Genomic DNA, 12633 nt, shown 5'->3' with positions numbered 1-12633 from the left:
ATATATTGTAAAAACTACCTCCCCGCACCGTATCGGCTTAGCGGGATTCCCCTAAGCAACAGAGCCGTTCCGGAATAATTCCGGAACGGCTCTGGAGGGTCAGGAGGAAGGCCTTTCGGGGGTGGGGGGCCTCTCCTTGTGTTTTCTTTCTTGTTAGAAGTCGTGGCGGTAGCCGATGCTTCCGTTCAGCGCGCTGGACCCGTCACGGATGTCCGCGTTCCCGTTCACGTAGATGGTTCCCTTCGTTCCCACCGGCACGCTCAGTCCGGCTCCCAGCTGCAGCGCCGTCGTTCCCACTTTCGCCCCCCTCACGCTTTGCGCGAAGCCGGGGTTGCCCAGCAGAGAGACGTTCGTTTCCCCTCTCCGGTCTCCCAGGTCCTGCGCCGCGTTTACTCGGATTTCCGCCAGCGCTTCTCGTCCGAAGATGTTGCTGCCCACCAGGCCCATCCACCGGCCGCCCAGCGCCAGCGTCCCCGTCGTCCAGTCCTGCCTGCCGACGTTCAGGCCCGCGTTGCCCGCACCCGTTTCCTCATAGCCGTCCATCCGCGTCGTCACCACCGAGGCGTTGAACAGCGGCTGCAGCACGCTGCTGCGGTTTTCGTTGAGGTATACGTCGTAGGTGAGTTCATACATCGCTCCAAAGCCCCACCCGCTGGTGCTTCCCTGCGTCCCGTAGCTTCCTTCCCCGTAGTTGACCGTACGGTTGAGTTTCGCGTCGTTCCACCCTCCCGTCAGGATGAGCGTGTGCGCCCAGCGCCTGTCCTGGTAGCGGCCGAAGAGGCTGGCGTAGTAGCTGTCCAGGTGCCCGTCGGCGCTGTCCGCCGCGCCGGCCGTCAGGTCGCCGTAGCTGGCCGTGAAGGCCGCTCCCACTGTGAGGCGGTCGCTGAGGTCCGCGTCCACGCCTACCGTACCTCCCCAGGTGGTGAGCTGGTAGCCGCTTTCATCCCCGCGGGTGTCCAGTTTGGCGTAGGAGCCCGTGCCTTCCATCCACATGTGGAAGCGGGGGAGGTCGTCGTTGACGTAGGCCGGGTTGACGCCCATGAGGGTGGTCCGGTTCCTGATCCAGCCCATCTGGTCGCGCAGGGCGTCCCTCTGCGCCGTCCCCAGCGCGTTGACCGTGCTCCCAGCTGCCGCCGCCATAGCGCGGGTGGCTCCGGAGAGGTTGCCGTCATTGATCATGGTGCTGACGCCGTTCATGAATTGGGCCAGCTGGGAGTCGGGGTCCAGGTTTTTGCGGGCTTCCCAGAGCAGGCTGGCTCCGGCGGCGGAGTTCCACGTGTCGGCCGCGGAGGCGAAGAGGTTTTCCTGCCGGAGTGTGGCATTGAGCAGGATGTCGTTTCCGTCGCGGTTCAGCGTGGCGTCCTGGTAGTAGACGGCGAAGAGGCCGGATATCCGGGCGGCGAGGCTTTGCCCGTCTTCCAGGCCGCTGATGCTGCCGGTAGCGCTCATCAGGATGACGTCATGGAGGTCGCTCCCCGCGTTCATGGCGGCGTTTCCTTCCATGTTGGAGAGGAGGAAGCCGGCTCCGTCCTGCACGGTGATGGTATCCGCCGTCAGCATGGGGGCGCCAAAGGGGGCGTCCTGGTTGAAGTTGTAGATCAGTTCCGTCGTGGAGCCGTTCTGGAAGGTGATGCTTTCCACGTTGAGCGTGGTGTTGGCGCTGCCCTGGGCGTCTCCGGTGGCTTCAATACGCAGGGTGCCGTTGTTTCCGGCGGTGATGCTGTTGTAGTTCAGCGTGGGGGCGTCCGCGGTGCCTTTCAGGACCAGGACGCCTCCGTCACGGACGGCGAGGTCGTAGTCCTTATTGCCGGTTTGCAGGTATTGGGTGGCTTGCCCGGAGATGTCCAGGGTGCCGCTGCCTGCCAGCGTGCCGGAGAAGGTTCCGGAGGAGGTTGTTGCCGAGGAGATGGAGAGGCTGCCTCCGTTCATGGACAGGGTGCCGCTGCCGGAGAGGCTGATGATGGCGCCGGATTCCGTTCCGGAGAGGGCCAGCGTGCCGTCGGCGGTGACTGAGGTTCCGTCCAGCCGGGCTTCTCCGCCCAGGGCCAGTTCCGCTCCTTCCTGGATGCGGAGGGTGCCGGTTCCGGTGATGGAGCCGTCGTTTATTTCGCCTGTTCCGGTCAGGTTGAGAGTTCCCTGGATGGTCAGGGAGCCTCCGGCTTCCGTGCCGGTGATGGTTCCGACTTCGGCGTTGCCGTTAATGGTCAGGCCGCCTCCTTCCAGAGTGAGGGTGTCCAGGGTGTTTGACGCGCCGTTGAGGACGATGTTTCCTTCACGCAGGGCGAGGGTTTCCACGTCCATCGTTCCTCCGACCGTCAGCGTCCCGGTTCCTTCCTTGATGAAGGCGACGTTGTTGCCTCCCGTGATGCTGCCGCCCATGACGGTGTCCTGGCCGGCCGGGTCGATGTCGTCTTCTCCCGTCGTCATTTGTTTGTTGTTGAGGATGACGACGGCCGTGCCGTCTCCGGTGTTGTTGACGACCAGGCTGCTGCCCGTGGCTCCCATCAGGTTGTTGATTTTAGCTCCCTGTCCGTCGGATTCGCCCGGGGCTCCGGCCAGGTTGACCGTCAGGGTCTGGCCGCCGCCGATGACGACGCCGGCGTAGCCGGAGAGCGTTTGATAGGAGTTGACTTCATGGGCGTTTCCTCCTTCCTCCTGCACGCGGTAGAGGCCGGTGGCCGCTCCGCTGAGCACCAGGCTGCCTCCGTCCGTTCCGGTGACCCGGATGCCGTAGTTGGACAGAAGGTCGGTAGTGAAGGCGATGTCGCCCAGGTCGCCGACGGTCAGCGTTCCGCTGGTCAGGGTCAGGTAGCTGGAGGAGTCGTCGGTTTTGTGGTCCAGCAGAAGGTTGACGACGGCGTCGTTGCTCAGGTCCAGCGTCAGCCCTTCCCCCTCTATGGACAGGTTCGGGTCGCTTCCCGTTCCGCTGCCGTTGATGATGACGGCGCCAGACGCCTGCGTGTCCTGGCCGATGTTTTCCGTTCCCAGGGCGATGGTCAGTCCGTCCAGGCCTCCTTCTCCTACGGTTACGGTTCCGCTGACTCCGGTGAGACGGGAGCCGGAGGCGATGTTCCACGTTCCTTTCATATGGCTGCCGCCGGCGCCGGAGAGGTTCAGGCTGCCTTCCGAGATGGTGATTCCTTCCGTAGTTCCGTCAAGGATGGTTTCCGCTCCTGCCGCGTCCGCCCCGAGTGTCAGGGTTCCCGCTCCCGTTTTGGTCAGGGCCGGGCTGTCGGTCAGCGCGTAGATGGTGGCCGAGGTTTCTTCCTGCGCGATATTGATTTCATCAAACCGGGTGAAGGTGACGTTTTGGAAGTCCCCGGTTCCAAAGGTTCCCTTGAGTTCCAGCGTCCTGTTTCCTTCTACCGCCGCTCCGGCGCTTCCGCCGATGGTGATGCCGCTTTCTTCTCCTTCCTCCCCAAAGATGCTTCCTCCCGTCAGCGAGACGTGGACTTCGCCTCCTACCGTGCCACAGTTGCCCGCCCCGTAGATGTCTCCCAGGTAGGTGCCCTGTCCAAGGGTGACGGTGATGTTGCCGCCAATGCTGACGGGCAGGGCTGTGGGATCTTCCGCCGTCCACGTGCTTCCTCTCCAGGAGCCGCCCACGATTTTGCCCGTGAAGGTGGAACCTCCGTCAATGGAGACGCTGGTGTTTCCGTTGGTGGTCAGCGTCGTGCCGTTGCCCCAGTTCCAGAAGGAGCCGCCCATGATGTCTCCCGTGAAGGTGATTCCTTCTTTTCCGCTGATGGAGACGCTTGAGTTTCCTTCCACTTTTTGTACGGCTCCGTTGCCCTCGGATTTCGTGTTTGCGTAACTGCCTCCATAGATGTTTTTGACGAAGTTGTTGTGCCCTTCCGTGCCGGAGAGTTCCGCATCGCCTACATTAATCGTTACCGAGGTGTTGCCCTGGATGGTCGTTCCTGAAGTCTGGTTGGCCGTCCACGCGCTTCCGCCCGTGATGAAGTTTTGGGCTGTGACGTTGCCGAAGTCTCCCAGGTTGACGGTCGCGCTGTTGCTGTGCTGGATGTTGGTGACCAGGACGCTCGTGTTTCCTGTGATGGTGGTGACGGCATTGTGGGAGGAGGTGCTTCCTCCGATGATGGCTCCCGCCACGATGGCGTTATCTTTGACGGTAACGTTGGTGTTTCCCGTCAGGGTAGTGCTTGCTCCCTTGTTGTTCCCGCCGATGACGTGTTCCGCCGTGGCGTTTCCAGAGAGCTGCACATGGGTGTCCCCAGTCAGCGTGCTGGTCTGGAGGTTGGTGCCCCATTCATTGGTGACACCTCCGGCGATGATGCCGAATGCTCCTCCGTTGATGTCCATCCAGATGTCCCCCTGGTAGTTGAGGTTGCCGGACGGCAGGGTCGCCCCGCTGTTGTATACTCCGGACAGGTTGATTTTGGTTCCGCCGGTGTTGGTGATTTGATAGACTTTGTCCCCGCTGGTCGTCAGGGTCCCGTTCAGATATCCCAGGCTGACGTTGGCCGCACTCCCCTCCCCAAGAGCCAGCGTAAAGGCGTTCTTGACCGTTTCTTCCAATTCCCCTCCTTCTCCCGCAGATACCCACGTCACGCTGGATATCGCCCCGTCTTCTATCGTCAGCACGCTGCCTTCTATTCTGTATTGCCCTGTATCTAAACCCAGTACGCTAAAGCCCTCGCCAAGCTCCGCTCCCAAATCAACGGTATTGGAACCTTCGGCACTAAATCCCTGCAACAAACGCCCAATATCTATCTTCCCGGACGTCCACGTGGTATTTGAAGCAGTAATCCCATCATTTCCCGATGAAGACGTATAAGATAAAATTGCTCCATCAACTGTCACATTCTGCAATGTCCCGGTCCCGCTCATGTTCAACGTAATGGTTGATCCGATCGTTTGCGAGTTAAAATCAAGCGTCCCCCCATCCAGCGTAACAAGGCCGCTTCCCAAAGCGGAATTATTCATGCACCTTACAGTAGAGCCGGAGGTGATGACCCATTCAGCAGTCATGGATGCATTGGCCGCATTGTTTAAAACCAACGTACCGCTGAATCCTTCCCCGCCCACCGTAATGGTCCGGCCGGAAGAATTCAGTGCCCCGTAAACATTCAGCGTCTTGCCATTTGCCACAAGGACATTCCAGTCTGCATTCACATTAACCGGGCCCCATGCATTGGAGGAAGAACCCAGGGAAAAATCTTCACGAACCGTAAATAATACCGGCTCTTCCGTACCCGCTCTCCCCAGTATAAGAGTCCTCTGGGCATTATTGTTCGGGACAAGGGAGAACCCTGATGCCCCTTCCTCCACAATCAATCCCCCCATGGTAAATGGCGTAAAGGAGCAGGATGGATTTTTATTGGTCGCCGATACGGTGACATCGCCCACTTCCGTGCCTGATGCGACAAAGCGCAATGTGTTATATTCCGACAGTCCCGTTTCATTGGCAAAAAGGTTCCAAATACTCCCCTCCTCTGAAACGGAACCCCAATTCGTATTGACAGGACCGTATGTTCCATCCGGATTGGTCAGGACAATGCCGCCGTTATGAAAATCATTGGACGAACTCCCTACCCACGTATAGATATTACCGGAATATCTGCTGCCGTCCCACTCCGTAGCAGCGAACACATGAAAACCGGATATGGCATAAAACGACAATAAGGCGGACAACAACTTGAGCGGTAGACGTAACTTCATAACTTGCAAATATGGGTAAATAATAAAGCTATCCAGCCGTCCTGATTGGCTGTTTGCAATATATAGCTATTACCGAATTAGCAATCCGCCGTCAATATTTAACATTGATCCAATGCATGTTGCATACCAGGAAATCATCATCTTCTTAATATCCAATTCAGAATTTTTTCAAAAAAACATTCCATATCTCTTTCATTATAAACATCAAAAATATCTGATTCTGGTCTATTTTCTGGATAATGCTTCTGCGGATTGCTAATCCGCAATGCAACATTTCACATGAAAATAAAAATGGACGCAAAAATTATTTTTCATCCCTTCCCTATTCCTGAACAAACGATGCAGCAAAATAACACCTTTCGTGAATTTCACCTTTCATACATAGAAAAAGAGGGTGTATTGTTTGCCCGCAGCAAGTTCGGAGCAAAGACCAGAAATCGTAGCAGTAGCTGATACGTCCCGTTTACTGAGCAGCCCCGTCACGGATGTCCGCGTTCCCGTTCACATAGATGGTTCCCTTCGTTCCCACCGGCACGCTCAGTCCGGCTCCCAGCTGCAGCGCCGTCGTTCCCACTTTCGCTCCCCTCACGCTTTGCGCAAAGCCGGGGTTGCCCAGCAGAGAGACGTTCGTTTCCCCCCTCCGGTCTCCCAGGTCCTGCGCCGCGTTCACGCGGATTTCCGCCAGCGCTTCTCGTCCGAAGATGTTGCTGCCCACCAGGCCCATTCATCAGTAAGTAAATATCGGAACAGCTGGTTTGCGGAAACGCCTTCGCAGGAGATAACGCCAAATCCAGACAATCCCATGAAAAACAATACTCTTCCCATAAAAAACGTACCGAGCCGGGAAAGGCTTCCGAGACCGATCCGGATAAAGGAAAAGCAACCGGGAATGCACCTTTCCTCCTTGCTCCCGGTTCTTCAAGTTGCTAAAATGCTTCAAGCAAATTTTTTATCCTTTTCCCATGGCCATTTTTGGTTCCTCCAATTTATCCGACTCAGGTGATCTGTTGATCTTCAACAAAGTATCTTATAAAACCCTACTGATGTTCGAAAAAGAACTGGGCAGGGACCGCATGACCTACCTGGTGGAAGAAGGTCTCCCCCCGGATACGGCCACCGCCTCCCATCTGGAATCCACTAAAGCGGACGGCATCCTGTTCCAGGCCGGAGGCAGCGACCCTGTCGCGCTGCGTTCCGCCATCATGGAACGCATTAACGAAGGCAGAAGAGTAGTATTTCTGCCCGGTCCCGTCTCCCATGTGAAAGGTTCCATCAGCCAAATTCCTCCGCGGGTCATCAAGGCCCTGGAAGCCCTGCATATTTCCCCCGTACCGGTCTATGCCGGTTTTTACACGAACTCCGTGCTGGATGCGGAGGCCGATACGGACGCCCAGGCGGACATCCAGATACATATTCTCCCCAAACTGGCCCCCGGGGCCGAGATGGCAGCACGCCTGACCTCCGCGTGGCTGGAATGTTCCGCCCAGGCATACGCCACGCTGCCTCAGCTCCACGGTTCCCTGTCCGCCCTCCTTTTCCGCAGCCTCAAACTTCATTCCGATTGCCGGGTCATCGACGGCATTGATGACACTACGCTGACTTACGGCCAGCTGCTGGCCATTTCCGTAGCCTTTGCCAAGAGGTTGAAAAAAATTACCTCGAATCGCCGGGTCGGCATCATTCTTCCGCCGGGCAAGGGAGCGGCCATAGCCAATCTGGGCTGCCTGTTCGCCGGGAAAACACCGGTGAATTTCAATTATTCCGCTTCGGAAGGAGCCTTTGCCAGCTCTGTAAAGCAATCCGGCGTGGACTGGTTTATTACTGCGGATACCTTCATGCGAAAGCTCCAGAATTTCCCGTGGCCCCCCCAGCGGGATCTGATCCTCATGGAGCGGGAAATTCCCCTGCTTAAAGGTTCCGCCAAACGCTGGGGCCTCGCCATCAAATTCCTGACAGCGGGGTTCATGATTAAAAAACTGGGGCTGGACGCGCCTACAGGCGCGGACGAAGCCGTTCTGATGTTCACTTCCGGCTCTTCCGGGGAACCCAAGGGCGTGCCGCTGACCCACCATAACCTTCTTTCCAACATCTCTCAATGTTCCTCCCGCATTACGCTGGAACCGCAAAACAGGTTTCTGGGAAGCCTGCCCGTATTCCACTGCTTCGGCATCACCATCGGGCTATGGTATCCGATGATCGGCGGGTACGACATGGTCACCTACCCCTCCCCTCTTGAGGCCAAACGGCTGGGAGCCCTTATCAAGCAGTACGGAATCAGTCTGGTAGTCACCACGCCCACTTTCCTGCGCGGTTTCATGAAACGCTGCGAACCGGACACCTTTAAAACCGTCCGCTACCTGATCGTTGGCGCGGAAAAACTGCCGGAAGACCTTTCCATCGCTTTCCGGGAAAAATTCGGCATTATTCCATGTGAAGGCTACGGCCTGACGGAAGCCTCTCCCGTCTGTTCCGTCAACTTCATTGACCCGGCGCCATCCAATGCCGCCGGAGACTTCATTCCCGGCATGAAAAAGAGTTCCGTAGGAGCCCTCCTTCCCGGAATCGCCATACGCATCACCAGCCCTCACACGGGACGCGTGGTTCCCATCACTACTTCCGGCATGATCTGGCTGAAAGGACCGAACATCTTTCCCGGCTATCTGGGCGGTCCGGAGACGGATCGCGATATTTTCGTGGACGGCTGGCTAAAAACCGGAGACATAGGTTCCGCAGACGAATTCGGCTTCCTGAAGATTGAAGGACGCATTTCCCGCTTTTCCAAAATAGGCGGGGAAATGGTGCCTCATGAAGCCCTGGAAGCAGCCATTATGAACATTTGGAATCTGGATCCGGCGGACGAAGAACGGCGGATAGCCGTCGTCACCATTCCGGATCCCGTAAAAGGGGAAGCCGTAGCCCTGCTCACCACCCTGGTGACGGATTACGTGCACCAGGCGCGAACCCTCATCAGGCACGGCCTGATTGACCAGGGTCTGCCGGCCCTCTGGTGCCCCAAGGAGATTATTCCCGTAGAACGCATCCCGGTGCTCCCATCCGGCAAGCTGGATATCAAGCAATGCAGGATGCTGGCGTATGAAGCGCTGAACATCCCCTTTGAACCGTAATTTATGGAATTCCCGGAGGAAACGCCCGCCGCGCCCAAACCCATCACAGTCAAACAGCTCGTTTACCGCCTGAGGGACACGGTCAGCATCGCTATGGGCACCCAGTGGGTGGTGGGAGAACTGAGTAACGTCAAGCATCACACCAGCGGCCACGTTTATTTCACCCTGAAGGAACAGGGAGCGGAAATTTTCTGCGCCTTTTTCAAGGCAGCGGCTTCCAAATGCCCCATACGGCTCCAGGAAGGGATGAAAGTCCATGTCCTGGGCAGCGCCACCGTATACCCGGACCGGGGGCAACTCCAGCTGGTCATCAGGCAGGTAAAAGCTGCAGGACAGGGAGATTTGCAGACTCGCTTTTTGGAGTTGAAAGCCAAACTCCAGCGCGAGGGGTTGTTTGATGCGGAACACAAAAAGAAAATTCCCACGTTCCCCCGCGCCATCGGCATCGTCACCTCCCCCACCGGCGCCGTCATCCAGGACATGCGGCACGTATTGGAACGCCGCGCCCCGTGGGTGAAGGCTTATCTGCTGCCCATACGCGTGCAGGGGGCAGGAGCGGAGCACGAAATAGCCGCAGCCGTGCGCGCTTGGTCCGGAGCCCCCTTTAACGGTCTCCCTCCCGTGGACGTGCTCATTGTAGGCCGCGGCGGCGGCTCCATTGAGGATTTGTGGAATTTCAATGAGGAAACGGTGGCGCGCGCCATTTACGAATGTACCGTTCCCGTGATTTCCGCAGTGGGTCATGATACGGACTTCACCATTGCCGATTTTGTAGCGGATCTGCGCGCTCCCACTCCCACTGCAGCCGCGGAACTGGCCACACCGGACGGCCCCGAATGGCTCCGCAAGCTGTCCAGAATGGAACAGGCTCTTCATGCATCCGCTCGGCATTCCCTCTTGCGTTCCAAGCTGAAACTGGATGTTTACCTGCGAGGGAAACTGTTGGATGCGTATTCCCTGCTCTCTCCTTATTCTCAGCGCCTGGACGATATGGAAGAAACTCTGCAGAATGCCGCAACCACGAGAATTTTTCATAATGCGCTGCATATTAACAAATTGGAACATCAACTGCAAATGCGCCATCCCGCCCACAGGAACCGGGAGCGTACACAGCTTCTGGCTTCCCTTCAGGCCGGTTTATCCCATGCTGCCGCCGCCCGCATGACGGATTTATCTTCACAACTCACTCTTATTCAAGCACGTCTTGAAGCACACAGCCCGGAACAGACCCTGCGCCGCGGATATGCCCTGGTGGAAAACCAGGATAAGCAGCTTATCCGGCAGACAAACCAGGTGCATGCAGGGGAAAAATTGAAAATCCGTGTTTCCGACGGTTGTTTTTATGTCAGGGATGACACGCCACAATAACCTGTCCACAAGCATCTAGTAGTGCATTTTTTGCACTCAATCTAACAAATTGTGTTTTTTCTGGATTTTACAGGAAATGGAACTTATTCTAATAGAAGTTTATCACTGCTTCTATCACCCGGTCCCATAACTTCTGTTCATATGCCTTGTAAAAACATCACCCGTTACACTTACGAAACAACGGCCTTTCAGGGCTATCGGTTGGCGATCTGTAAGAACAAGCGTTTATTCACCCGTTATTTCTCCGATTCTCAATACGGGGGCGCTGACGCGGCGCTTCAGGAAGCCATGAGGGTGAGAGATAATATTTTCAAACTTTTCGAACAGGGCAACCTTACGGTTAGCCAAATTTTCGCAAAATATACTGTGCGCTCCCGCCGTCAATCCGCAGCTGACCGCCGTGAAAAAATGGTTCATGGAAAAAGGGCTCTCAGCCATGTAAGGCAGAAAGCCAAAGTCCGCAGCTGAAGGTTCCGCAGAAGCTGTTTTTCAGCTCTGCTTGAGAGTATGGAGCATACCGGAAACGTTACATTTGCCCCAAAAAGAGGCATATAGTTTGTTGAGGACCTAAAATCCATTTTTTCTCTCCGGAATGCCGGGTACCCGTCGATACAGGGAAACGGAACCTGTGCCAAAGCTCTTTGATGACGCCAAGGGAGATTAAAGCGGCACATTTCCTTAAAAAGCCCCTTCAGCCTCACGTAGCTGACCGCAGGTATCCCGCTTTGGTCAAGCTCCCGACCGGAGCCTCTGGGAACTCTGAGCCCCTCCGGCATCTGCCAATGGAGAACTTTGCCTTTCCAAAAAAGGAACGGCCTAACTGAAGGAAGGGGTCTGCTATCTGCGGCGTCGGCGCGAAGCAGGCCTCTCCGGTTCTTCAGCCGGCACCTCTCCTATCTTCCCCAGCACCCTGCGGGCCTCTGTGGTTCGTTTTTGCTTGAGGCACACACCAGCCCAGTTGCGGTGAATTTCATTGTAAAGCTCTCCCAACTGGATGGAGGCCAGATTGTTCCGGAGTTTTTCCTTATCTTCCGGAGTCAACGCATCCCACTCCGCAATCAACTTTCCATATTGGGACTCCGACAGAGCCCATTGTTCCCTGCCGGCGCTTATCTCCGCCTGAAGATTCAGAATGACCGGCTGAAGAGCCTGAACAAACGTGGTATTTTCACGAGCCACTTTCATTGCCTGCTCCAGATACTTCACCGCCTGATCGTAATCCCGCGCCTTCAGGAAAGCTGCGGCAACATTCACATCTTCATAAGCCCGTTTCACCAAAGCCTCTGCCTGGCTGTATTTTTCAAGCTGGGACCGCATGGACGCAATATCCTGGCTCAGGCTGGAGCCGCTCAAAATACGGGGAGCATCCACGCCAAGCGTCATGGCTGCCCCTTCTGCACGGGACAGCAGGCGGGAGGCCTCTCTCAAATCCCCCATCTGCATCCTTACCCGTGCCAAGGCAAGCATTGTCTCCGGCGTGCAGTCCATCTCCGTTTCAGCTGCACGGAAGCAAATCAGGGCCGCTTCCAGCTGGTCGGCCATGGTCTTCAATTCCTCCTGGGAATACTTCCGGCGCGTGTTCAGCGGCATCTTCAATTCATTCAGAATAATGCGGCCCATGTCCGGATTGGCGGTCAGGCGGAATTTAGTAAGAAGCTCCCGTGCAATCGCACTCCCTGTGCCACCGGGCAACCCGGTGGTCTTGTCTGGCAGGGTATCCTGAAGCAACAGGATTTTCACCATGCTCTTCACATCCTCCGGCTTATTCAGCATGCTCCTCATGACAGGAGAAACAGCCTGCTTGCACAACGCGGAAAAACGCTCAAACCTGGCCTGGTCGTACGCATAATGGATTAATGGCTCCAAGCACGCTAAACGGATGGAAACCTGGTCTTCCGGCGTATTTTTCAAAATCACTTCATAAAGCTTTTCCGCCACAGCATCATGCTTGCGGCGGGCGAATTCCCGCGCCCAGTTCAGGCTGACGCCCAGAAGGCGGGTATGGTCCTCCGCCGCCATGGAGGAGGAAGCAGCCAGCTTTTTTTCCAGAAGAGCAGCCAGCATAGGTTCGGATTCTTTCAGCATGCCGCGCCGGTCCATTTCCACCGCCAGAAGCCATGCAAAGGAATCTCTGGCTTCGGGAGAATTCATCCATTCCACCTGCTTGTCCACGGAGGATGCCATCTGCGCCAGCTCTGCATCGGAACCGTTCCATGAAGCCAGCATATCCTGCAAATGCCCCATGGCCTGCGTCTGGCTGTGCACTTCATGGATGGTCGGCTTGAACCACCCTTCTATCGTAGGCCAGTACTGGATATAACCGAACCAGAGTCCTCCCAGGAGGATCAAAAAGAGGACCGGCTTCCAATAAGACTTTTTCTTGCGTGCGGGGCGGTAGGGCTTACTGGAAAAATGGCGCTCGGAACTCATGCAGGCATTGAGCCAAAAAGACGGCACA

At 56.5% G+C, this 12633-nt stretch carries 6 protein-coding genes; 3 read left to right on the top strand and 3 right to left on the bottom strand.

Annotated elements, in window-relative coordinates; all coding sequences use genetic code 11:
• Positions 1–153: 153 nt before the first annotated feature.
• Both AMUC_RS09205 and AMUC_RS09200 read right to left on the bottom strand, forming a co-directional pair.
• Positions 154–5682 carry an autotransporter outer membrane beta-barrel domain-containing protein gene (locus tag AMUC_RS09205; protein WP_012420755.1) on the bottom strand — a complete coding sequence of 1843 codons (5529 nt, stop codon included), beginning with the start codon at positions 5680–5682 and terminating at the stop codon, positions 154–156.
• Positions 5683–6145: 463 nt separating this feature from the next.
• Positions 6146–6397, bottom strand: coding sequence for an autotransporter domain-containing protein (locus tag AMUC_RS09200; protein WP_143245851.1), 252 nt, complete (start codon positions 6395–6397; stop codon positions 6146–6148).
• 328 nt (positions 6398–6725) lie between these two features.
• Here AMUC_RS09200 and AMUC_RS09195 point away from each other — a divergent pair, with 328 nt between their 5' ends.
• The 3 genes from AMUC_RS09195 (at position 6726) to AMUC_RS12695 (ending at position 10643) form a co-directional block, all read left to right on the top strand.
• Positions 6726–8807: an AMP-binding protein gene (locus tag AMUC_RS09195; RefSeq protein ID WP_157738277.1), complete on the top strand. Its 2082-nt coding sequence runs from the start codon at positions 6726–6728 to the stop codon at positions 8805–8807.
• Positions 8808–8810: 3 nt separating this feature from the next.
• Positions 8811–10175 (top strand): exodeoxyribonuclease VII large subunit, encoded by a 1365-nt coding sequence (gene xseA / locus AMUC_RS09190; RefSeq protein WP_012420752.1) that lies wholly within the window; start codon positions 8811–8813, stop codon positions 10173–10175.
• Between the two features lie 141 nt (positions 10176–10316).
• Positions 10317–10643: a hypothetical protein gene (locus AMUC_RS12695; protein ID WP_012420751.1), complete on the top strand. Its 327-nt coding sequence runs from the start codon at positions 10317–10319 to the stop codon at positions 10641–10643.
• A 369-nt stretch (positions 10644–11012) separates the two neighbouring features.
• On the opposite strand, the gene AMUC_RS09175 is transcribed toward AMUC_RS12695, so the two are convergent.
• Positions 11013–12605, bottom strand: a complete 1593-nt coding sequence (locus tag AMUC_RS09175; RefSeq protein ID WP_012420750.1) for a tetratricopeptide repeat protein — start codon at positions 12603–12605, stop codon at positions 11013–11015.
• Positions 12606–12633: the final 28 nt, after the last annotated feature.

The organism is Akkermansia muciniphila ATCC BAA-835 (assembly GCF_000020225.1).
GTDB classification, from domain to species: Bacteria; Verrucomicrobiota; Verrucomicrobiia; order Verrucomicrobiales; family Akkermansiaceae; genus Akkermansia; species Akkermansia muciniphila.
The sequence above is the reverse complement of the archived record's forward strand: the minus strand, read 5'-3'. Positions and strand labels throughout refer to the sequence as shown.

Excerpts from the sequence above, each read along its gene's own strand:
- AMUC_RS09205 (WP_012420755.1), bottom strand. The coding sequence starts at position 5,682 with ATGAAGTTACGTCTACCGCTCAAGTTGTTGTCCGCCTTATTGTCGTTT.
- AMUC_RS09195 (WP_157738277.1), top strand. The coding sequence starts at position 6,726 with ATGTTCGAAAAAGAACTGGGCAGGGACCGCATGACCTACCTGGTGGAA.
- AMUC_RS09175 (WP_012420750.1), bottom strand. The coding sequence starts at position 12,605 with ATGAGTTCCGAGCGCCATTTTTCCAGTAAGCCCTACCGCCCCGCACGC.
- xseA (WP_012420752.1), top strand. The coding sequence starts at position 8,811 with ATGGAATTCCCGGAGGAAACGCCCGCCGCGCCCAAACCCATCACAGTC.
- AMUC_RS12695 (WP_012420751.1), top strand. The coding sequence starts at position 10,317 with ATGCCTTGTAAAAACATCACCCGTTACACTTACGAAACAACGGCCTTT.